Origin of the sequence: Streptomyces sp. NBC_01363, assembly GCF_026340595.1 — a bacterium.
Classification (GTDB): domain Bacteria; phylum Actinomycetota; class Actinomycetes; order Streptomycetales; family Streptomycetaceae; genus Streptomyces.
In genome coordinates, this window is sequence record NZ_JAPEPF010000001.1 from 3,768,204 (window position 1) to 3,789,764 (window position 21,561).

Sequence of the window (21,561 nt, forward strand, 5' to 3'; positions counted from 1 at the left end):
GCGAACAGCGTCAGTGCTTCCACCGTCTCGGTTCGTTCCGGCGCTGTGGCGGTGGCCGTCCACCGTTCTGCACCTGATGCGCGTCCACGAGGACGAAGTTCCGGTACCCGTCGAAGTCGCCGGGGTCGCCTGCCACGCCGATGTGGATGGGCGCGTCATCGGGCAGGTATTTGAGTGCGTCGCGAAGCTGCGCGGCATTCCAGACCTGCGGGGTGTGCTCGAAGACGTCGGTCATGGGCACAGAGTGCCGGACCGGACCGCGCTGCCAGCGAAGACACGGCTGTGCCCCGGGCCAGAGCACTGATCCGGGGCACAGGAGGCTGGGGGTGAAAAGCTGATCACCGGTGGTGAAAACAGGCCCAGCCGGTGGACACGGTACCGGGGCGTCCCTGACCGAGTGCAACGCGATCAGCAGAGACGACCGCCGACGTCGACCAGTGCGGTCCGTCCAGCCCGGGCGTCGAACATTGGTGCCAGACGTGCGGCGGATCGGTCTTGACCGAAAGGCCCACCTCTTCCTGCAGTTCGCGGCGCAGTGCGGCAAGCGGTGTCTCGCCCGGCTCGATCCCTCCGCCGGGAGCTGCCCACACCACCGTTCCCGCTGGCTCTGGAATCGCGTGCCGGCACAGAAGAATGCGGTCGTCCTCGTCGAGGACGACCGCGCGGACTGAATGACGCAGGTTCACAGACGGCATCCGGACACGCTAACTGCCCGCAGCCTGGACGGTGTGATGGAACAGGTAGGCCAAGCCTAGTAGCTCACCGTCACCGACCACAGAATCTGGCTCTGTCGCTATTTTGGGGGTAGTTGGGCATCGATCTTGCGTGATGGGTGGGGTTCGCGTCGCGGACGTTCTGTTGCCAGGTGTCGGGGTTCAGGTCGAGGAAGTGGCACTCACGGTACGGAGGTTCGGCTGGCTGTGCGGTCGCAAGCCGCGTCGGCCGCATGTCCCGACTGCGGACGAAGATCCTCAAAAGTGCACTGCTACTACCCGCGGGCTCTGGCGGATCGTCCGGTCGCAGGCAAGCGTGTACGACTGGAACTACGGGCCCGCCGGCTCGTGTGCGGGAACAATCAATGCGACCGGCGGACGTTCGCCGAGCAGATACCGAACCTGACCCGGCGCCACGCACGCCGCACGGACGCTCTCACTGCCCAGCTCACCGACATGGCCCTGTTCCTGGGCGGCCGGGCAGGAGCACGCCTCTCCGAACGCATGGCTATCGGCACCTGCAAGGACACTCTGCTCCGGCTGATCCGCGCGCTGCCGCTCCCGCCCTCGGGCCAGGTCCGGCTTCTCGGCGTCGACGAGTTCGCCGTGCGACGCGGACGGACCTACGCGACGATCCTCATCGACATGTCCACCCACCGTCCGGTCGACGTGCTTGCCGATCGCGCCGCGAGCACCTTCGCGTCCTGGCTGCGAGATCATCCCGAGGTGCGGATGATCTGCCGCGACCGCGCTGGCTCCTTCCGCGACGGAGCCCAAGCGGGTGCTCCGCAGGCCCGGCAGGTGGCCGCCGACGTCACGGAACTCCTCTTCGCCGCCACCCACCACCCCACGCTGATTACCGCCTCTACTTGCACCACCGCTGGATGGAGGGCTGCACCAACGTCTCCGCTCTTGCCCGGGAGATCCAGCAGCTCGGCTATCGCGGCGACGTCAACACCGTTCGTCGGCATTTGAAGCCTTACCGCAACGGAACGATCCCACAAACCGCCCCCTTGCCTCACATGACCGTCCGTCGGGTCACCGACTGGATCATGAGACGCCCGAGCGTCTCACAGACACCGAGCGCAAATGCCTCAAACTGCGCGAACGCCTGCGCTGGCCACGACCACCACATACGCTCGCCGTCTGGCACTCATGGTGCGCGAACGACGCAGCGAACACCTGGCCCTTGATGTCTGGATCGCCGACGTCCGCCTCGACGGCCAACGCGAACTCCGCACCTTGGCCAACGGCATGAGACGCGACCACGCAGCTATTCAGGCTGCCCTCATCACCACCTACACATCGGGAGCAGTCGAAGGAAACGTCACCAGGATCAAGCTGCTGAAGAGACAGATGTACGGCCGAGCCAACTTCGATCTCCTACGACGCCGCATCCTGCTCTCACCGTGATCAACCAGCCGCCACCCCCAAAATGGCGACAGAGCCCAGAATCTGAGCCAGAACCCGAGAATGGGAGGCGCCCGGCCCCGCAGCCATTAGGGCCGTACTGACCACGAGTACGCCGTCGGCGGCGGGGGTCCGCTCGATCACCGGAACCTTGACGGGGCCCCTTTACCCGGAACTGACGAAGGCGCAGGGGCGATGGGTCCCAGGTGGATGGTGACCACCCGACTACCACAGGCCAGTCAGGTTCCGGCGCTCTCTCCCCGGGAAGCCTGCCCCTCAGCCACGGCTTCCCGCATCAGCTGGGCGAATTGACCATCGCGTTTCCGTCTAGCGTAGATGGCACCTTCAGTTATCCCAAGTTCCATGGCTGCCTTGGCGACGCTGTATTTGCCAGTTCTGAGCATCCCGAAAAACTGAGCTGTACGTCGTGGGGTCAGCTTGGCCCGAACAGCAGGTACAGCGAATTCTCTGGTGTACCGCAGGACCGCCTGATACGCCCTACCGAAGTGAGGATCGCAATCAGCCCATCCATGAACCTGGGAGGTGCTCACGCCAGCAGTACGGGCGGCATCGGCAACACGCATGCCCAGTGCTAGCTGTCCGAGGAAAACACTGCGCTGCGCTATCCTGCGCTCCTCCATGGCATACGGGTCACGACCCGCTAGGGCGACGGCGAGCTGCGCGTCGCAAGGTGCCGCATTCAACGCGTCCTGGAGGGTGACACCGCACTGTTCAGCGGCGAGGTCCGGTGAACTACCGTCCCGCAGTCGAGCGATCAGCATGTCGCGGACCCCACGGTCCAACCAAGTCAACGCCTGTGATGCGGAGGTGTGATCGTCGTGCATATGGCCCATCGTCTCAGCTTGTCTTTTAACCTCGGTCGGCAGTGGTCAGGGTATGTTCCCAGATGAGCAGGTCGTAGGTCCGGCCCTTGTCGGTGACGGTCTCGGGGGCCGTGTTGGACGGGCGGAAGCCGACGGATCGTGCGACGGCGATGCTGGGGTGATTGTCGGGTTCGATCTCCAGGATCGCCCTCGGCAGGGCGGCGGTGGTGTGCGCGAAACTGCCAGCCGTTGTCCCCGGTGAGCGGCGCCGACGATGTAGCCGATGCTGCCGGTGGCCCGATTGAGCAGGACTTCTCCCAGCGCCAGATGCCCATCGGTGGTGATGGCCAAGTGGATCCGGTCGTTCGCCTGCCGGGCGCATAACCCGTGTTCAAGATCAGGGATCAAGGCCCGTTTGCTCCGCCGATGCAGTCGCTTTCCCAGTGACCGGGAACAGCACGATCGGCGGCTTCGGCAGGACGTTCGCTGTTCATCACCATTGGTGCGCTGAAGCGAGGTCGGCGCTTATTGGCCTGGCGGTGGGGACGGCGGCGAGTCCGTCCGGTCCGCAGGGCTTGGTGAGTTCACGGCGTAGCTCTCCGCGGCCTTGGACGTAAAGCGCCTGGGAAATCGTCTCGTGCGTCACGCGCATCTCCAGGTCGTCGGGAGAGTCCCGGCGGAGCTGGTGGGCTATCTGCTCGGGACTTCAGCGTGTCTCCAGACGCTCTTGGACGTAGTTCCGCAGCCGCGGGCATCGGCCGATCTTCCCAGGCTTAGCCTTGATCCACCGATGAACAGCCGGTCCAGGGCTTGGACATGAAGGCGCGGATGCCCTCTGAGCTGGGATGATGGGACTTCCTACGGTTCCATATCCACAGAGCAAGAGAGCACCCGCGAGATGGAATCTTCCCATGCCGCTTCGGCGGTGTCGGCCGCGTTCGACGATCAGAATCTCATCGCGGATGCCGGGCTGGTCCCGGTGATGCGGCTGGCCGAACGGTGCGGGCTTTCGCGCCTGGTGTCGGAGAAGGTGATGCTGACCGGGGCGGCAAACGGTGCGGGTGCAGCAGCCGACGCCAAGGTCACCGGCATCGTGGCAGGCATGGCCGCAGGAGCCGACAGCATCGATGACCTGGACATGCTGCGCCACGGTGCGATGCCGACCGTGTTCCGAGAGGTCCGTGCCCCGTCCACACTGGGCACGTTCCTCCGCGCGTTCACCCACGGTCACGCCCTCCAACTGCACGCGGTGCATTGCAGGTTCCTCGGCGCGCTGACCGCGCACACCCCGCTGCTGCCCGGCTCGGGCGAGAAGGCGTTCATCGACGTCGACTCCACCCACAAACGGGTCTACGGCCGCACCAAGCAGGGCGCCGAGTACGGCCGGTTCAAGGGCATCCGCACCCTGCACCCCCTGCTCTCCACGATCTGCACCCCTACCTCGCGGCCGGTGATCGCCACCGTGCGGATGCGCCGCGGCAAAGCAGCCGACTCCCGCGGCGCCCCGAAATTCGCCGCCGAGGCCCTGGCCACCGCCGCCGAGGCCGGCTGCACCGGCCTACGCGTCCTGCGCGCGGACTCCCAGTTCTACAACGCCGGGGTCATCGCCGCCTGCCGCCGCAACGGCGCCCACTTCTCGATCACCACGGGCATGAACCCCTCCATCAAGCGGGCCATCCACAGCATCCCCGACACCACGTGGCAGCAGATCACCTACCCCACCGCAGTCCCCGACCCAGAGACCGGAGAACTCATCTCCGACGCCGAAGTCGCCGAGATCCCCGCATACACCGCGTTCACCGGGCGCAAGAAGAGCGAGCAGGTAACGGCCCGGCTGATCGTGCGCCGGGTACGCGACCTGGCCAAACCGCCCACCACCGGCGAGCAGGGCGAGCTGTTCCCCATCTGGCGCTACCACCCGTTCTTCACCGACAACCCCGCCCCAACCCTCCAGGCCGAGCGGGAACACCGCCACCACGCCGTCGTCGAGCAGGTCATCGCCGACAGCAAAGCCTCCGCCCTGGCCCACCTGCCCTCGGCACACTTCCACGCCAACGCCGCCTGGCTGACCCTGTGGGCGATGGCCTACAACCTGCTGCGCGCCGCAGGCGCTCTGCCCGGCGCCTTCCACACCAAGGCCACCACCGCCACCCTGCGTGCCCACCTGGTCCACGTTCCCGCCCGGATCGCCCGCTCCGCCCGGCGCCTCACCCTGCACCTACCGCAGCGATGGCCCTGGCAAGACGCGTAGGCACAACTGTTTGCCACCGTCCACGCGCCGCCCGAGACACCCTGACGCCACTCCCCACCCCGCCCGCCAGGGCCCGACCCAAGCCGAATCGTGGAAAAGCTGGGCAGACCAGCGGATACACCCTGTCCGCACTCAGCTGACAGTCCGAGGCCCCGCCCCAAAAACCCTCGCAGATCATTTCGAAACCACGTCGGTGAATCGAGGCTTGGTGTATTGCCCTGTGAGGTTGGGGACGCGGCTGGCGGGTGGTTTGCCTTTGAGTGCGGTGTGTCCGCGGTGGTGATTGTAGGTGTGGAGCCATCGGGGGTAGGCGTCGCGTCGTTCGGCCTCGGAGCGGTAGGTCGTCGGGTGAGCGGTTGTCGGACCGGATCGCTCTGGGTGTGCTGACGCGGGTGTTCCCGCCCGAGTTGGTGGATGAGGTGGTTGTTGGGTGTGGGCGTCTGGAACAGCGGTCGCGGCTGTTGCCGGCCCGGGTGGTGGTCTATTTCGTGCTCGCGATGTGTCTGTTCTCCGGGCAGGGCTATGAGGAGGTGGCCCGGCTGCTGACGCAGGGGCTGGAGCGGGTGCGGCGGTGGGAGAAGCCGTGGCGGGTGCCGACGACAGCGGCGATCGGCCGGGCCCGTCGGCGGTTGGGGCCGGAGCCGTTGAAGGTGCTGTTCGCGCGAGTGTGCCGGCCGGTGGCCGCCCCGGACACTGCTGGTGCCTGGTATCGGCGGTGGCGTCTGGTTGCGGTGGACGGCACGGTCTTCGATGTGCCGGACACCGGGGCGAACAGCGCTTCCTTCGGCCGTCCCGGCTCGGGCCGGGGACAGCAGCGCAGTGCCTACCCGCAGGTGAGGGTCGCTGCACTGGTGGAGTGCGGGACACACGCGGTGTTCGCCGCGGCGACCGGCCCGCTGTCGGTTCATGAACAGCAGTTGATTCCCGGCCTGCTGGGCCGGCTCGAGCCGGGAATGCTGCTGATGGCCGACCGCGGCATCACCGGCTTCGAGCTGTGGCGGGCCGCCTCGGACACGGGCGCGGACCTGTTGTGGCGCGTCCGGAAGAACATCGTGCTCCCGGTCCTCGAAGCCTTCGACGACGGCTCCTACCTGTCCGAGATCGTTGCGGCAGGCGACCGCAAGCGCCGGGACCCGGTCCGGGTCCGCGTCATCGAGTACACCCTCGGCCGTGACGACGACACGGTCTACCGGCTGATCACGACCATCTGCAACCCGCAGGAGGCCCCTGCGGCCGACCTGGCGGGCCTCTACCATCAACGCTGGGAGATCGAGAACACCCTGGACGAGATCAAGACCCATCAGGGCGGACACCGCCTCGTCCTGCGCTCGCAGTACCCCGATGGCGTCGAGCAGGAAATCTACGGTTTCCTTCTTGTCCACCACGCACTTCGGGACGTCATGCACCACACCGCTCACCAAGCCGGCCTCGACCCCGACAGGCTGTCCTTCACCCGCACCCTTCGCATCGCTCGCCGCCACGTCACCGACCAGGCGGCACTTTCCCCCCTCACGACTCAGTCGAGCCCTGACCCACACCATCCGTGAGCTGCTGGAACGACTCCTGCCACCCCGCAGGCAACGCTCCAACCCCCGTGTCATCAAACGCAAGATGGCCAACTGGCACCTCAAACACACCCACCACCGCAACCCACCCCGACCACCCGCAGCAGCAATCACACTCATCCCGCCCACCAAACCCGCCAGCAGACGCCAGAAGAGCACCTAAATCACCGGTATTGCACCTAGGGCCTGTCCGTCGTGATCATGCGACGGTGTTCTCGAAGCGGACGACGACGGACTTGCTGGCCGGGGTGTTGCTGGTGTCGGCGGTGGAGTCGAGGGGGACCAGCACATTGGTCTCCGGGTAGTAGGCGGCGGCGCAGCCCCGGGCGGTCGGGTAGTGCACGATGCGGAAGCCGGGCGCGCGGCGCTCCACGCCGTCCTTCCATTCGCCGACGAGGTCGGTGTACGCGCCGTCGGGCAGGCCGAGGGCGTGGGCGTCGTCGGGGTTGACCAGGACGACGCGGCGGCCGCCCTTGATGCCGCGGTAGCGGTCGTCGAGGCCGTAGACGGTGGTGTTGTACTGGTCGTGGGAGCGCAGGGTCTGCAACAGCAGCCTGCCTTCGGGGAGTTCGGGGTACTCGACGGGCGCGGCGGTGAAGTTGGCCTTGCCGGTCGCGGTGGGGAAGCGGCGTTCGTCGCGGGGGGCGTGCGGGAGGGCGAAGCCGCCGGGGTGCGCGACGCGGGCGTTGAAGTCCTCGAAGCCGGGGACGACGCGGGAGATGCGGTCGCGGATCGTCGCGTAGTCCTTCTCGAACTCCTCCCAGGGGGTGGTCGATCCGGGGCCGAGGACGGCGCGGGCGAGGCGGGCGACGATGGCGGGTTCGGAGAGCAGGTGGGGGCTCGCGGGGGTGAGGTTGCCGCGTGAGGAGTGGACCATGCTCATGGAGTCCTCGACGGTGACGAACTGCTTGCCGCTCGCCTGGACGTCCTTGTCGGTGCGTCCCAGCGTCGGCAGGATCAGTGCGCGGGTGCCGGTCACGGCGTGCGAGCGGTTGAGTTTGGTGGAGACGTGGACGGTGAGGCGGGCGCGGCGCATCGCGGCCTCGGTGACGTCCGTGTCGGGGGTGGCCGCGACGAAGTTGCCGCCCATGGCGAAGAAGACCTTGGCGTCGCCGTCGCGCAGGGCCTGGATGGAGCGGACGACGTCGTAGCCGTGGTGGCGCGGTGAGGTGATCCCGAATTCTTGGTCGAGGGCGTCGAGGAAGGCGGGGGCGGGGCGCTCGAAGATGCCCATGGTGCGGTCGCCCTGCACGTTGGAGTGGCCTCGGACGGGGCACACTCCGGCGCCGGGGCGGCCGATGTTGCCGCGCAGCAGCAGGAAGTTGACGACTTCGCGGATGGTCGGCACGGAGTGCTTGTGCTGGGTGAGGCCCATGGCCCAGCAGACGATGGTGCGCTTCGAGGCGAGGACCATGGTGAGCGCCTTCTCGATGGCGCCGCGGTCGAGGCCGGTGGCGGCGAGGGTCTGGTCCCAGTCCGCTTCGCTGGCCGCTCGGGCGAACTCCTCGTAACCGTGGGTGTGCTCCCGTACGAAGGCTTCGTCGACGGCGCCCTCGGTCTCCAGGATCATTTTGTTGAGGAGGCGGAAGAGGGCCTGGTCGCCGCCGATCCGGATCTGGAGGAAGAGGTCGTTGAGCGCGGCGCCCTTGATCATGCCGAGCGGGGTCTGCGGGTTCTTGAACCGTTCCAGGCCCGCCTCGGGGAGCGGGTTCACCGAAATGATCTTGGCGCCCGCCGATTTGGCCTTCTCCAGGGCGGAGAGCATCCGGGGATGGTTCGTGCCGGGGTTCTGTCCGGCGACGATGATCAGGTCCGCTTGGTGGACGTCCTCCAGGGAGACGCTGCCCTTGCCGATGCCGATGGTCTCCGTCAGTGCCGAGCCGGAGGACTCGTGGCACATGTTGGAGCAGTCGGGGAGGTTGTTGGTGCCGAATTCGCGGGCGAACAGCTGGAGCAGGAACGCGGCCTCGTTGCTGGTGCGGCCCGAGGTGTAGAAGAGAGCCTCGTCGGGGGAGCCGAGCGCGCCCAGCTCCTCGGCGATGACGGCGAAGGCGCGCTCCCAGGTGACCGCCTCGTACCGGTCGGCGCCCTCGGGGAGGTACATCGGCTGGGTGATCCGGCCCTGCTGGCCCAGCCAGTACCCGCTGCGCGAGGCGAGGTCGGCGACCGGGTGCGCGGCGAAGAAGTCGGGGGTGACCCGGCGCAGCGTCGCTTCCTCGGCCACGGCCTTGGCGCCGTTCTCGCAGAATTCCGCCGTGTGCCGCTTGTCGCCCTCGGGCCAGGCGCAGCCGGGGCAGTCGAAGCCGTTCTTCTGGTTGACCTTGAGGAGGGTCTGCGCGGTGCGCCGCACACCCATCTGCTGCTGGGCGATGAGCAGGCTGTGGGCGACGGCGGGCAGCCCGGCGGCGGCGTGCTGCGCCGGCTCGATTCGCGGCGCGTTCTGGACCGGATCTCCGGTGGGCGGCTTGGTGGCCATTTCGTGCTCCCCTTTGAGCCGACTGCGAGGCTGCGCGGTGCGTGGTGCGCATCGATGCTGTCCGTGTTTCTCTGCCGATCCTGTCACGCGGCACCGGCACGCGGCACCGGCAGGGAGGACGGCGAGCGAGGCCGGTCGGGAATGTCAGTGGTCCGTGGCAGGATCGGGGGCGTGGCTGAGACGGCATCGAAAAAGACGGCAGACAACCGACCGCGCCTGCTCCTGATGGACGGGCACTCCCTGGCGTACCGGGCGTTCTTTGCGCTGCCTGCGGAGAATTTCACGACAGGGTCGGGGCAGCCGACGAACGCGGTGTACGGCTTCGCGTCGATGCTCGCGAACACGTTGCGTGACGAGGCGCCGACGCATTTCGCGGTGGCGTTCGACGTCTCCCGCAAGACCTGGCGCTCGCAGGAGTTCCCGGAGTACAAGGCGAACCGTTCGAAGACCCCGGACGAGTTCAAGGGGCAGGTCGAGCTGATCGGCGAGCTGCTGGACGCGATGCACGCGGACCGTTTCGCGGTCGACGGCTTCGAGGCGGACGACGTCATCGCCACGCTGGCCACGCAGGCCGAGGCGGCCGGTTTCGAGGTGCTGATCGTCACCGGTGACCGGGATTCGTTCCAGCTGATCACGGACAACGTCACCGTGCTGTACCCGACCAAGGGCGTCTCGGAGCTGACGCGCTTCACCCCGGCGAAGGTCGAGGAGAAGTACGGGCTCACACCGCAGCAGTACCCGGACTTCGCGGCGCTGCGCGGCGACCCGTCGGACAATCTCCCGGGCATCCCCGGTGTCGGTGAGAAGACCGCCGCGAAGTGGATCAATCAGTTCGGTTCGTTCGACGAGCTGGTCGAGCGTGCCGAGGAGGTCAAGGGCAAGGCCGGTCAGAATTTCCGGGACCACCTGGACGCGGTGCGGCTGAACCGCAGGCTGACCGAGATGGTCCGTGACGTGGAGCTGCCGAAGACCCCGCAGGACCTGGAGCGCGCCCCGTACGACCGCACCGCGGTGACGGGTGTGCTGGATGTCCTGGAGATCCGTAACCCGAGCCTGCGCGAGCGGCTGCTGGCCGTCGACCCGGGGGCGGCCGAGGACGAGGCCCCGGCGCCCGCCGCGGGCATCGAGCTGGACGGCGCGGTGCTGGGCGCGGGCGAGCTCGCGCCCTGGCTCGCCGAGCACGGCGGGCAGCCGCTCGGCGTGGCCACGGTCGACGCCTGGCTGGTGGGCAGCGGCACGGTCACCGAGATCGCGCTGGCCGCGGCGAACGGCGCGGCGGCCTGGTTCGACCCGGCCCTGCTCGACGCGGGCGACGAGCAGGCGTTCGCCGCCTGGATCGCCGACGCGGACCGGCCCAAGGTCATGCACAACGCGAAGAGCGCCATGCGGGTCTTCCCCGAGCACGGCTGGCAGGTCGACGGCGTCACGATGGACACCGCGCTCGCCGCCTATCTGGTCAAGCCCGGCCGTCGTTCCTTCGCGCTGGACGCGCTGGCGGTGGAGTATCTGGGCCGCGAGCTGGCCCCCGCGGCGGCGTCCGACGGCCAGCTGGCCTTCGGGGCGGAGGACCAGGCCGAGGCCGAGTCCCTGATGGCGCAGGCCCGTGCGGTCCTGGATCTGGGCGATGCGTTCACCGCCCGGCTGGCGGAGGTCGGCGCGACCGATCTGCTGCACGGCATGGAGCTGCCGACGTCCGCTCTGCTGGCCCGTCTGGAGCGGCACGGCATCGCCGCCGACCGGGCCCATCTGGAAGGCATGGAGCAGCAGTTCGCCGGTGCGGTGCAGCAGGCGGTGAAGGAGGCGCACGCCGCGGTCGGCCGCGAGTTCAACCTCGGTTCGCCCAAGCAGCTCCAGGAAGTCCTCTTCGGCGAGCTGGGCCTGCCCAGGACGAAGAAGACGAAGACCGGGTACACGACGGACGCCGACGCGCTGGCCTGGCTCGCCGCGCAGACCGAGCACGAGCTGCCGGTGATCATGCTGCGCCACCGCGAGCAGGCCAAGCTGCGGGTCACGGTCGAGGGCCTGATCAAGACGATCGCGGCGGACGGCCGTATCCACACGACGTTCAACCAGACGGTGGCGGCGACGGGCCGGCTCTCCTCCACCGACCCCAACCTGCAGAACATCCCGGTCCGTACGGACGAGGGCCGGGCCATCCGCCGCGGCTTCGTCGTCGGCGAGGGCTTCGAGACGCTGATGACGGCCGACTACAGCCAGATCGAGCTGCGGGTGATGGCGCACCTCTCCGAGGACGCGGGCCTGATCGAGGCGTTCACCTCCGGCGAGGATCTGCACACCACGGTCGCCTCGCAGGTCTTCGGCGTCGACAAGTCGGCCGTCGACCCGGAGATGCGCCGCAAGATCAAGGCCATGAGCTACGGACTCGCGTACGGGCTCTCCGCGTTCGGTCTCTCCCAGCAGCTGAACATCGAGGCGGGCGAGGCGCGCGGCCTGATGGACACCTACTTCGAGCGGTTCGGCGGGGTGCGCGACTATCTGCACCGGGTGGTGGAGGAGGCCAGGGCCACGGGATACACGGAGACGGTCTTCGGCCGCCGCCGTTACCTCCCCGACCTCAACAGCGACAACCGCCAGCGCCGCGAGATGGCCGAGCGGATGGCGCTCAACGCACCGATCCAGGGCACGGCCGCGGACATCGTCAAGGTCGCCATGCTCCAGGTCGACCGGGCGCTGACCGAGGCGAAGCTGAAGTCCCGGATGCTGCTCCAGGTCCATGACGAAATCGTGCTGGAGGTCGCCGAGGGCGAGCGGGCACAGGTGGAGGAGATCCTCCGCCACGAGATGTCCACGGCCGTGCAGTTGCGCGCCCCGCTGGATGTCTCGGTGGGCGTCGGTACGGACTGGGAGTCCGCGGCGCACTGACCCGCCGACGGCGCCGGACGGGCCCGGGACGCGATGTTCCCGGGCCGTCCGGATCCCCGGGCCGTCCGGACCCCTGTGCCCTAGGCCCGTCCGGCGACCGCGGGTGCGGCCGTGCGCGGTCGCCGCAGCCGCATCCACGCCCCGTACAGCACCAGGCCCACCGCCAGCCCCGCCCCGGCGCCGAAGCAGGCGGTCGGGATGATGTCCAGCGGGGTGTCGATGTGCCCGAAGTACGCGTACCAGCGTGCGCACCGGTGGGCGACGCCGAGCAGTACGCAGACGCTCAGCAGCACCCCCGCCGACCACCGTCCCCGGCGGTCCAGCACCGGCACGGACGGGGGGACCGGGCGCGCCCCGGTCCGCCGCAGCCCCGACGCCGTGAACCACGCGAGCACGGCCAGGGCCACCGCCGAACTGCCGTACTGCACCAGCTGGAACACCGGAAATCCGCCGACGCTTCCGTCGAGCAGCGGCACCAGGCGCACACCCCACCGGTCGTGGTGGGTGAAGGCGTCCCAGACGACATGGGTGGCGGCCCCGATCACCGCCGACAGCACGAACCCGGCGGCCTCCCGCACGCCCCGGGCGGTCCCGCGGCGTCCCCGTACGAACGCGTGCACCCGCCCCTGCCAGGCTCCCGGCAGCAGCGCCACCAGTGGTTCGCGCAGCAGCAGCCACAACGTCACCACGGCCGCGGTGATCAGCACATCGACCGTGAACACACCCCACACCGAGTGGGTGACCCGGCCGAACTCCATGGCGCCGGGAACCGCGGTGTCCGCGTAGTACGTCATGTCGGGGGCGAACGAACCCGCGACGAGAGCCGAGGCGAACAGCGGCCCACGTGCCGTCCCGTCCCGCCGCATCCCCGGGAGAACGGCGGCGGCATGACTGAGTGTGAACGGCATGGCGGCAAGTATGCGCGAGCCACCGTCGCCCGCCCGACCACTGCCGTACAACTTGCTGTCCGGAACATGAAAAACAGGTAAGAACCGGTCAGTGCACGGTGTCTTGGCGGCACAAGTTGCCGTAGGGTCGCCTGAGTCCTGCTGCTGGGGAGCGTGGACAGTCGTCGAAGGGGAGGGGCCAGAGGTTATGGCAGCGCAATTCGGTCGCCGGCTTCGCAAGGGGGCGACCACCACTGCTGTGGCCGCCGTCGCCGTGGCGGCGCTCTCCGCCTCGGGGGCCCCGGGCACATCGCTGGTCACCGAGAGCGGCGACCAGCAGTCCACCGGGTCGACGCCTCCGCCCAACGACAGCGCGGCCACCGGCAACTCGCCGTACTACACGGACCTGCCCCCGCTGAACACCCCCAACAAGCCGGGCACGTCCACGAATCTGCCCGTCACCGGCAGTGCGGAATCCGGTATTCCGGCTTCGATCCTGGCCGCGTACAAGAAGGCCGAGCAGACCCTCGACGACACCGACGCCGCCTGTCGGCTGCCCTGGCAGCTGCTCGCCGCGATCGGCAAGGTCGAGTCCGGCCAGGCCCGCGGCGGCAGGGTCGACGCGAACGGCACCACGTTCTCGCCGATCCTCGGCCCGGTCCTCGACGGCCGGGGCTTCGCCATGATCAAGGACACCGACAACGGGGCGTACGACGGGGACTCGACCCACGACCGCGCCGTCGGCCCGATGCAGTTCATCCCGTCCACCTGGGCGACCTGGGGCCAGGACGGCAACGGCGACGGCCGCAAGGACCCCAACAACATCTACGACGCGGCGCTCGCCGCCGGACGCTACCTCTGCGCCGGCTCCCGCGATCTGTCCCTCGCCGCGGATCTGGACCGGGCGGTCCTGAGCTACAACCACTCGGACGCCTATCTGCGCACCGTCCGCTCGTGGTTCGACTACTACAACCGCGGCACCCACGAGATCCCCGACGGAACCGGCACCGTCCCGCCCGGCCTCGGCGGAGGCAGGGACCACAGCTCCGGCAGCCCGAGCCCGTCCCCCTCGCCGTCCGAGACGACCAAGCCGAAGCCGAGCCCGGACCCCACGAAGCCGGGTGACGGCGGATCGACCGGCCCGACCTCGCCGACGACCCCGCCGACGACCCCGCCCACGACCCCGCCGGCCCAGACCCTCGCAGGCGTGGAGAACGCCGGTACCGGCACACTGACCGCCACCGCGGGCGACGCCTTCGCCGAGCGGATCAAGGTGCGGGCCAGGAACAGCCTCGGCGGCCCGCTCGCCAAGGTGTCCGTGACCTTCACCATCGCGGGTGACACCGACGCCGCCTTCGACGGCGGGAAGAACGCGGTCACCCTCCTCACCGCAACCGACGGCACGGTCACCGCCCCGGTGCTGAAGGCGGGCGAGAAGGCCGGGAAGTTCACGGTGCGGGCCACCGCCACCGGCCGTTCGCTGCCCCCCGTCGCCTACACCGCGACCGTCACCGCCCGCCGGGCCGACGAGATCGCGAGGACCGACGACAAGGCACTGACCGCGGCACCCGGCACCGAGTTCGCCGACACCGTCGAGGTCAAGGCCACCTACAAGGACGCGGTCGCGGCCGGTGTCGCCGTCACCGCCACCATGATCACCGACGCCGAGAAGCCGGCCGAGAACGACAAGGGCCCCTACTTCAAGGACGCCGACGGCAAGACGGTCCGTACCCTCACGGAGCTGAAGACCGACGCCGACGGCACCCTGAAGCTGCCCAAGATCTACGCCGACGACACCGCGGGCACCTACAAGCTGCGCCTCACCACCGAGGGCGGCGCCACGATCGTCATCGAGCTGAAGGTCGAGGCCCCCGAGGCCCCCGAGGCGTCCGAGACCCCCGAGGCGCCCGCCGGCTGACCCCGCCCGTCCGCACGTCGGAGCAGCCCCTTTGCCACCACCCGGCAGAGGGGCTGTTCTACGTGTTCTCATCTCGCGCCCGCATTGCTACGGTGCCCCAACCCTGACGACCCATCAGATCCATGCTCTCCGGGAGGACCGGCATGCGCGCTCTCGTCGCCGCCGCCATCGGGCTGGCCGCAGCCCTCGCGCTCGTCCTCACCATCAGCGCGATCGGCGCCCCGCCGGGAGAGACCTCGCCCAAACCCCTGCTGACCACCGTGCCGGGCCCCAAGAACTAGTTCCGGAAAGCAGAAGCCGAGGGAGGGCACCACATGCGCCGCCGAGCCAGCCTCGTACTCCTGGCATTCGCCGTCTTCTTCGCCGCCATGTCGCCACTGCTGCGCTGGTACGCCTTCCCGAGGCTGGCGAAGATCCCGCCCAGTCAGTACCAGGAGACGGTGCTGGAGGCGAAGCCCGCCACCCTCCTCGACTACAACGACAACATGAAGGTGAAGAAGGTCCCCAAGGTCACCATCGTGCAGACCCTCAAGGGCAACGTCGAGGAGTCCGAGAAGATCGAACGCAGCGCCGGCCGCGACGTCGTCGTCTGGGACGCCCTCAGCTACGTGGTCGGCCCGGACGGCAAGATGGTCTCCGAGATCCCCGAGCGCTACATCTTCGACGCCCACAGCCAGGCCCCCGTCCACGCCACCGGTGAATCCGTCGACGGCGACCCGGTCAGGCGCGAGGGCATCGAGTTCAAGTGGCCCTTCCTCACCCAGAAACGCGACTACGAGTACTTCGACGCCCAGGCCCGCACCAGCTCGCCCATCCACTACAAGGGCACCCGCACCTTCCACGGCATGGACGTCTACTACTTCGAGCAGACCATCCCGTGGACCAAGGTCCCGATGCCGAAGAAGATGCCGATCAAGGGCGTCACCCCGGAACAGATCGCGAAGACGGGCATGACCCGCTGGTACACCACCAAGCGGATGTTCTGGGTGGACCCGGTCACCGGAGCGCCGGTCAACGGCGAGGAGATCCACAAGGAGGAGCTGCGCAACGCCAGGAAGATGGGGATGCCCCAGGACACCATGACCGTGTTCGCCGGGCATGTGAAGATGCGCCCGGACTACGTCGAATCGATCGTGGACCTGGTCAAGTCCCAGCGCCTGCTGGTCCTGCTGCTCACCTCGTACCTGCCCTGGGGCTTCCTGGTCCTCGGCGTCGGACTGCTCGCGCTCGCCCTGTGGCTGGAGGCCCGCTCCCGCCGCCCGCACGGGCCGCCGGCGTCCTCGCCGGAACCCGCCCCTACTCCCGCTTGAGCCGAGCCTTCGTGAACCGGGTCGCCTCCACCGTCGTGGGATCCTCCGGCCACGGATGCTTCGGGTAGCGGCCGCGCAGCTCCGCCCGCACGGCCCGGTAGCCGTCCCGCCAGAACGACGCCAGATCCGCGGTGACGGCCGCGGGACGGCCGGCCGGGGAGAGGAGATGGACCAGGACCGGCACCCCGGCCACCCTCGGGGTCTCCCGCAGACCGAACAACTCCTGGAGCTTCACCGCGAGTACGGGCTGCGCCCCGCCGTACTCCACCCGGATACGGGAACCGCTCGGCACCTCGATCCGCTCCGGCGCCAGCTCGTCCAGCCGCACCGCCTCGCCCGTCGTCCACGGCAGCAGCCGCCGCAGCGCCTGCCCCGCGTCGATCCGCGCCAGATCGGAGCGCCGCCGGGCCCGTGACAGCTCGGGCTCCAGCCACTGCTCGGTACGCTCCAGCAGCGTGCCCTCCGACACATCCGGCCAGGGCGCCCCCAGCTCGCGGTGGAGAAAGGCGAGCCGCTCCCGCAACTGCTCGCTCTCCCGCGTCCAGCGCAGCAGCCCGAGCCCTTCGCGCCGCAGACCCTCGACCAGCGCCTCGCGCACCGGCCCGGGTGCCGGCTGCTTCAACGGGCGCACCGACAGTTCGACGGCACCCAGCCGCTCCACCCGACGGGCCACCACATCGCCGCCGGCCCAGTGCACCTCCTCGCCGCCGCGGACCAGATGCCCGGCGGCCGCCCGTGCCGTGTCCTCGTCGATGACGGCAGCGAGCCGCACCCGTGCGGACGCCGCGTGCGCGGGCCGGTCGGCGACCGCGACCGCCAGCCAGGGCGCACTGCGCAGCCCCGAGCCGTCCCGCAGCTCCGCGCCCGTCCCCGACGCCATCAGGAACGCTCCCTCGCCGCGGGCCCGTGCCACCCGCTCCGGGAACGCCAGCGCGGCCACCAGACCGACGGCCGCGTCGTCCGGACCGGAACCGCCGGCCGCGTCCTTCACCGACGAGGACAGCCGCCGGACCTCCTGCCGCCAGCGCGCCGCGTAGCCGTCCCCACCCCGCCGCGCGGTACGCAGCGCGGCCGCCAGATCGTCCCCGTACTCCCGCGGCGGCTCCTCGCTCAGCAGCGCCACCACCTCGGCCGCCCGCCGTCCGCCCACCTCGGCGGCGCCGTCCAGCAGCGCCCGCGCCAGCCGCGGATGCAGGCCGAGACGGGACATCCGTACGCCCCGGTCGGTCACCCGTCCGTCCGCGTCCACCGCGCCGACCGCGGTCAGCACCTCGCGCGCCGCACTTATCGCACCCGCGGGCGGCGGGTCGAGCAGCGCCAGCCCCGACGCGTCCGGATCGCCCCAGCACGCCGCCTGCAACGCGAACGCCGCCAGATCCGCGACCTTGATCTCCGGGGACGGGAACCGGGCGAGCCGGCCGTCCTCCGCCTGCGCCCAGCACCGGTACACCGCCCCGGGCGCCTCCCGCCCGGCCCGGCCCGCCCGCTGCCTCCCCGCCGCCTGCGAGGCCCGCACCGTCGTCAGCGCGCTCAGCCCCCGCGCGTGATCGGTGCGCGGCTCCCTGGCCAGCCCCGAGTCGACCACGACCCGCACCCCGGGCACCGTGAGGGACGACTCCGCCACCGAGGTCGCCAGCACCACCCGCCGGCCGTCCGACGACCCGGCCAGCACCGCGTCCTGCACCGCCGCCGGAGCCCGTCCGTGCACCTGGAGCACCTCGGCGGCCACCCCGGCCAGCTGCCCCGCCACCCGGCCGATCTCGCCGACCCCGGGCAGGAAGCACAGCACGTCGCCGTCCCGCTCGGTGAGCGCCCGGCGCACCGTCGCGGCGACATGCGTCAGCAGCGCCGGATCGACGCGCATCCCGTGCGGCGGCCGCACCGGAGCGGCGGGTGGCGCCCAGACCACCTCCACCGGATGCGAGACGCCCTGCGCCTCGACCACCGGGGCATCGCCCAGCAGCCGCGCCCAGCCCTGTGCGTCCGTCGTCGCGGACGCGGCGACCAGCCGCAGATCGGGCCGGATGGCCTCGCGCACATCGAGCAGGAACGCGGCGACGGTGTCGGCGTCCAGGTGCCGCTCGTGGCATTCGTCGATGATCACCGCGTCGACCCCGGCCAGCTCCTGGTCGCGCTGGAGCCGCTGGAGCAGCACACCGGTGGTCACCACCTCCACCACCGTGTCGCGCCCCACCACCCGCTCCCCGCGGACCGTGAACCCCACCCGGCCGCCGACCTGCTCGCCGATGAGCCAGGCCATCCGCCGCGCCGCCGCCCGCGCGGCGATCCGCCGCGGCTCGGCGACCAGCACCCTGCGTACCGGACCACCCCCGGCCAGACCGGCCAGGACCAGCGGCACGAGAGTCGTCTTGCCGGTGCCGGGCGGCGCGCACAGCACCGCGGCACCGCGGTCGTCGAGCGCCCGCTCCAGGGCGGGCACGGCGGTGCGTACGGGCAACTGGGCCAGGGCGTCGGTACGGATCACGCCCCCAGTCTCGTACGACGCGCCCCCGCCGGGCCCACGGCCCCCGTGTCCGGGGCCGTCAGTCCCGTTCGCAGACGAAGATCGCCGTGCCGGGAATCAGGTTCCCGCGCAGCGGGGACCAGCCGCCCCACTCCTGGTGGTTCCAGGCGGGCCACTCCGGTTCGACGAGGTCGACCAGCCGGAAGCCGCCGGCCACCACGTCCCGCACCCGGTCGCCCAGCGTCCGGTGGTGCTCGACGTACACGGCGTCGCCCCGCTCGTCCTGCTCGACATAGGGAGTGCGGTCGAAGTAGGAGGCCGCGACCGAGAGGCCCTCCGGCCCCGGCTCGTCCGGGAACGCCCAGCGGACCGGATGCGTCACCGAGAAGACCCAGCGGCCCCCGGGACGCAGCACGCGGTGGACCTCGCGGAACACCTGCACGGGGTCGGCGACGAAGGGCACCGCGCCGTAGGCGGAGCACGCCAGGTCGAAGGAGCCGTCCCGGAACGGCAGCACCCCGGCGTCCGCCTCCACCAGGGGGACCTCGTCGCCGATCCGCAGCGCGTGCTGCAACTGGCGGTGCGAGAGGTCGAGGGCCACCGGACGGGCGCCCCGCGCGGCGAGCCAGCGCGAGCACTGCGCGGCGCCCGCACCGATCTCCAGGACGTCCAGTCCCCGCAGCGACGCGGCGGGGCCCAGCAGACCGGCCTCCGCCTCGTCGAGCCCCTCCGGCCCCCAGACGAAACGGTCGTCGCCGAGGAAGTCGCCGTGGTCGCTCTGGTACTCGTCGGCGTTCCGGTCCCACCAGCCGCGACTGGCCCGGCTGCTCTCGGCCTCCGAGGCGTCGCGGCGGGTCGCTTCGGGTTCGGCCGCGTAGATCTCTTGGCTCATCGTGTCCGTCGTTGTAGTTTGCCTTCACCCCGCCGCACGCGGTACGTACCGGGGGGTACCTGTGAGTACGGCTCCCGTACCCATGGATTGTCTCCCGGGGCCGATCTGGCCTCGGGGAACACGAGTTGTGCCGGATATGAGCCGTTGCGCCCCCGGTGTGCGCCTTCGCGCATTGACCGTGCCCGGCTGCCCCCGTATGCTACAAGTTGCGCTGCGAGCCTGCGCGCCTCAGACCTAGCAGGCCGCGCTCGCATCTGCTGTATGTCCCCTCGGTTCACGAGGCGCCTCCCGGTCCAGCGGGTTGGGTGTTTCCCGAGCTGTCCGGCTTCTGCAGAGGTGATACGGGCTCCCGGCGTAGCAGTACCTACGACTCACTGTCCGTACCGGAGCCCTTTCCCACATGACGAGCAGCACCGAGACCACCGCCACCACTCCGCAGGTTGCGGTCAACGACATCGGCGACGCGGACGCGTTCCTCGCGGCGATCGACGAGACGATCAAGTACTTCAACGACGGCGATATCGTTGACGGTGTCATCGTCAAGGTTGACCGGGACGAGGTTCTCCTCGACATCGGTTACAAGACCGAAGGTGTCATCCCGAGCCGCGAGCTCTCGATCAAGCACGACGTCGACCCGAACGAGGTCGTCAAGGTCGGTGACGAGATCGAGGCCCTGGTCCTCCAGAAGGAGGACAAGGAAGGCCGCCTGATCCTCTCGAAGAAGCGCGCTCAGTACGAGCGTGCCTGGGGCACCATCGAGAAGATCAAGGAAGAAGACGGCATCGTCACCGGTACCGTCATCGAGGTCGTCAAGGGTGGTCTCATCCTCGACATCGGCCTCCGCGGCTTCCTGCCGGCGTCGCTCGTCGAGATGCGTCGTGTCCGCGACCTTCAGCCCTACGTGGGCAAGGAGCTCGAGGCCAAGATCATCGAGCTGGACAAGAACCGCAACAACGTGGTCCTGTCCCGCCGTGCCTGGCTGGAGCAGACCCAGAGCGAGGTCCGCCAGACGTTCCTCACGACCCTGCAGAAGGGCCAGGTCCGCTCCGGCGTCGTTTCCTCGATCGTCAACTTCGGTGCGTTCGTGGACCTCGGCGGCGTCGACGGTCTCGTGCACGTCTCCGAGCTCTCCTGGAAGCACATCGACCACCCCTCCGAGGTTGTCGAGGTCGGCCAGGAAGTCACCGTCGAGGTTCTCGACGTCGACATGGACCGCGAGCGCGTCTCCCTGTCGCTCAAGGCGACGCAGGAAGACCCGTGGCAGCAGTTCGCCCGTACGCACCAGATCGGGCAGGTCGTTCCCGGTAAGGTCACCAAGCTCGTTCCGTTCGGTGCGTTCGTGCGCGTCGACGAGGGCATCGAGGGTCTGGTCCACATCTCCGAGCTGGCCGAGCGCCACGTGGAGATCCCGGAGCAGGTCGTCCAGGTCAACGACGAGATCTTCGTCAAGGTCATCGACATCGACCTCGAGCGCCGTCGCATCAGCCTCTCGCTGAAGCAGGCCAACGAGTCCTTCGGTGCCGACCCGGCCTCGGTCGAGTTCGACCCGACCCTGTACGGCATGGCCGCGTCCTACGACGACCAGGGCAACTACATCTACCCCGAGGGCTTCGACCCCGAGACCAACGACTGGCTCGAGGGCTTCGAGACCCAGCGCGAGGCGTGGGAGGGTCAGTACGCCGAGGCGCAGCAGCGCTTCGAGCAGCACCAGGCCCAGGTCATCAAGTCCCGCGAGGCCGACGAGGCCGCTGCTGCCGAGGGCGCTGCCGCCCCGGCCGGTGGCGCCCCGGCTGCCTCCGGCGGCAGCGGTGGCGGCTCGTACTCCTCGGAGTCCGCGGACAACTCCGGCGCCCTGGCGTCGGACGAGGCCCTGGCTGCCCTGCGCGAGAAGCTGGCGGGCGGCCAGAGCTGACGCTCTGCACCCCCTCCGGTCGATGATCGACCGCAGTAGCTGAAAAGTGAGGCCCG

16 protein-coding genes and 1 pseudogene are annotated in these 21,561 nt (G+C 69.6%); 9 read left to right on the forward strand and 8 right to left on the reverse strand.

Annotation, left to right across the window (positions count from 1 at the left end; all coding sequences use genetic code 11):
• Window positions 1-10: 10 nt before the first annotated feature.
• Both OG611_RS17310 and OG611_RS17315 read right to left on the reverse strand, forming a co-directional pair.
• Window positions 11-235 (reverse strand): DUF6225 family protein, encoded by a 225-nt coding sequence (locus OG611_RS17310; RefSeq protein ID WP_266420751.1) that lies wholly within the window; start codon window positions 233-235, stop codon window positions 11-13.
• A 103-nt stretch (window positions 236-338) separates the two neighbouring features.
• The gene (locus OG611_RS17315; protein ID WP_266420753.1) at window positions 339-695 is read right to left on the reverse strand and encodes an NUDIX domain-containing protein; all 357 of its coding nucleotides are present in this window, start codon (window positions 693-695) and stop codon (window positions 339-341) included.
• A gap of 225 nt (window positions 696-920) precedes the next feature.
• Here OG611_RS17315 and OG611_RS17320 point away from each other — a divergent pair, with 225 nt between their 5' ends.
• Entirely contained in the window at window positions 921-1,688 is a 768-nt protein-coding gene (locus OG611_RS17320; protein ID WP_266420756.1) for an ISL3 family transposase, read from the forward strand.
• A gap of 114 nt (window positions 1,689-1,802) precedes the next feature.
• Window positions 1,803-2,126 carry a transposase gene (locus tag OG611_RS17325; protein ID WP_266420758.1) on the forward strand — a complete coding sequence of 108 codons (324 nt, stop codon included), beginning with the start codon at window positions 1,803-1,805 and terminating at the stop codon, window positions 2,124-2,126.
• 236 nt (window positions 2,127-2,362) lie between these two features.
• Here the strand turns inward: OG611_RS17325 and OG611_RS17330 are convergent, their stop codons facing one another.
• Window positions 2,363-2,968, reverse strand: coding sequence for a hypothetical protein (locus tag OG611_RS17330; protein ID WP_266420761.1), 606 nt, complete (start codon window positions 2,966-2,968; stop codon window positions 2,363-2,365).
• 404 nt (window positions 2,969-3,372) lie between these two features.
• Window positions 3,373-3,695: pseudogene (locus OG611_RS17335) on the reverse strand (transposase); the annotation flags it as partial.
• A gap of 150 nt (window positions 3,696-3,845) precedes the next feature.
• On the opposite strand from OG611_RS17335, the gene OG611_RS17340 reads away from it, so the two are divergent.
• Together OG611_RS17340 and OG611_RS17345 are read left to right on the forward strand one after the other, a co-directional pair.
• A complete protein-coding gene (locus tag OG611_RS17340) occupies window positions 3,846-5,198 on the forward strand; it encodes an IS1380 family transposase (RefSeq protein ID WP_266420693.1) in 1,353 nt (450 codons plus the stop codon).
• Between the two features lie 299 nt (window positions 5,199-5,497).
• Window positions 5,498-6,745, forward strand: a complete 1,248-nt coding sequence (locus tag OG611_RS17345; RefSeq protein ID WP_266425965.1) for an IS4 family transposase — start codon at window positions 5,498-5,500, stop codon at window positions 6,743-6,745.
• A gap of 217 nt (window positions 6,746-6,962) precedes the next feature.
• Here OG611_RS17345 and OG611_RS17350 read toward each other — a convergent pair whose 3' ends face one another.
• Complete coding sequence (locus OG611_RS17350) at window positions 6,963-9,239, reverse strand: FdhF/YdeP family oxidoreductase (RefSeq protein WP_266420764.1); 2,277 nt, start codon at window positions 9,237-9,239, stop codon at window positions 6,963-6,965.
• Window positions 9,240-9,410: 171 nt separating this feature from the next.
• Here OG611_RS17350 and polA point away from each other — a divergent pair, with 171 nt between their 5' ends.
• Complete coding sequence (gene polA / locus OG611_RS17355; protein ID WP_266420766.1) at window positions 9,411-12,122, forward strand: DNA polymerase I; 2,712 nt, start codon at window positions 9,411-9,413, stop codon at window positions 12,120-12,122.
• An 80-nt stretch (window positions 12,123-12,202) separates the two neighbouring features.
• Here the strand turns inward: polA and OG611_RS17360 are convergent, their stop codons facing one another.
• Entirely contained in the window at window positions 12,203-13,030 is an 828-nt protein-coding gene (locus tag OG611_RS17360) for a DUF4184 family protein (RefSeq protein WP_266420769.1), read from the reverse strand.
• A 187-nt stretch (window positions 13,031-13,217) separates the two neighbouring features.
• On the opposite strand from OG611_RS17360, the gene OG611_RS17365 reads away from it, so the two are divergent.
• The 3 genes from OG611_RS17365 to OG611_RS17375 all read left to right on the forward strand — a co-directional run bounded on the left by OG611_RS17365 (window position 13,218) and on the right by OG611_RS17375 (window position 16,237).
• Entirely contained in the window at window positions 13,218-14,927 is a 1,710-nt protein-coding gene (locus OG611_RS17365; protein ID WP_266420772.1) for a lytic transglycosylase domain-containing protein, read from the forward strand.
• Window positions 14,928-15,070: 143 nt separating this feature from the next.
• Complete coding sequence (locus OG611_RS17370; protein ID WP_136330601.1) at window positions 15,071-15,208, forward strand: SPW_0924 family protein; 138 nt, start codon at window positions 15,071-15,073, stop codon at window positions 15,206-15,208.
• Window positions 15,209-15,241: 33 nt separating this feature from the next.
• Window positions 15,242-16,237, forward strand: coding sequence for a DUF3068 domain-containing protein (locus OG611_RS17375; RefSeq protein ID WP_266420779.1), 996 nt, complete (start codon window positions 15,242-15,244; stop codon window positions 16,235-16,237).
• Here OG611_RS17375 and hrpB read toward each other — a convergent pair.
• Window positions 16,224-18,722, reverse strand: a complete 2,499-nt coding sequence (hrpB, locus tag OG611_RS17380; RefSeq protein WP_266420783.1) for an ATP-dependent helicase HrpB — start codon at window positions 18,720-18,722, stop codon at window positions 16,224-16,226. The two genes, OG611_RS17375 and hrpB, sit on opposite strands and share 14 nt — an antisense overlap.
• Before the next feature lie 58 nt (window positions 18,723-18,780).
• On the reverse strand, window positions 18,781-19,593 hold the full coding sequence (locus tag OG611_RS17385) for a class I SAM-dependent methyltransferase (protein ID WP_266420785.1): 813 nt from the start codon (window positions 19,591-19,593) through the stop codon (window positions 18,781-18,783).
• A gap of 400 nt (window positions 19,594-19,993) precedes the next feature.
• On the opposite strand from OG611_RS17385, the gene rpsA reads away from it, so the two are divergent.
• Window positions 19,994-21,505, forward strand: coding sequence for a 30S ribosomal protein S1 (gene rpsA, locus OG611_RS17390; RefSeq protein WP_266420787.1), 1,512 nt, complete (start codon window positions 19,994-19,996; stop codon window positions 21,503-21,505).
• Window positions 21,506-21,561 lie beyond the last annotated feature (56 nt).

Excerpts from the sequence above, each read along its gene's own strand:
- OG611_RS17310 (WP_266420751.1), bottom strand. The coding sequence starts at position 235 with ATGACCGACGTCTTCGAGCACACCCCGCAGGTCTGGAATGCCGCGCAG.
- OG611_RS17315 (WP_266420753.1), bottom strand. The coding sequence starts at position 695 with ATGCCGTCTGTGAACCTGCGTCATTCAGTCCGCGCGGTCGTCCTCGAC.
- OG611_RS17325 (WP_266420758.1), top strand. The coding sequence starts at position 1,803 with ATGCCTCAAACTGCGCGAACGCCTGCGCTGGCCACGACCACCACATAC.
- OG611_RS17330 (WP_266420761.1), bottom strand. The coding sequence starts at position 2,968 with ATGCACGACGATCACACCTCCGCATCACAGGCGTTGACTTGGTTGGAC.
- OG611_RS17340 (WP_266420693.1), top strand. The coding sequence starts at position 3,846 with ATGGAATCTTCCCATGCCGCTTCGGCGGTGTCGGCCGCGTTCGACGAT.
- OG611_RS17350 (WP_266420764.1), bottom strand. The coding sequence starts at position 9,239 with ATGGCCACCAAGCCGCCCACCGGAGATCCGGTCCAGAACGCGCCGCGA.
- OG611_RS17360 (WP_266420769.1), bottom strand. The coding sequence starts at position 13,030 with ATGCCGTTCACACTCAGTCATGCCGCCGCCGTTCTCCCGGGGATGCGG.
- OG611_RS17365 (WP_266420772.1), top strand. The coding sequence starts at position 13,218 with ATGGCAGCGCAATTCGGTCGCCGGCTTCGCAAGGGGGCGACCACCACT.
- OG611_RS17370 (WP_136330601.1), top strand. The coding sequence starts at position 15,071 with ATGCGCGCTCTCGTCGCCGCCGCCATCGGGCTGGCCGCAGCCCTCGCG.
- OG611_RS17375 (WP_266420779.1), top strand. The coding sequence starts at position 15,242 with ATGCGCCGCCGAGCCAGCCTCGTACTCCTGGCATTCGCCGTCTTCTTC.
- OG611_RS17385 (WP_266420785.1), bottom strand. The coding sequence starts at position 19,593 with ATGAGCCAAGAGATCTACGCGGCCGAACCCGAAGCGACCCGCCGCGAC.
- rpsA (WP_266420787.1), top strand. The coding sequence starts at position 19,994 with ATGACGAGCAGCACCGAGACCACCGCCACCACTCCGCAGGTTGCGGTC.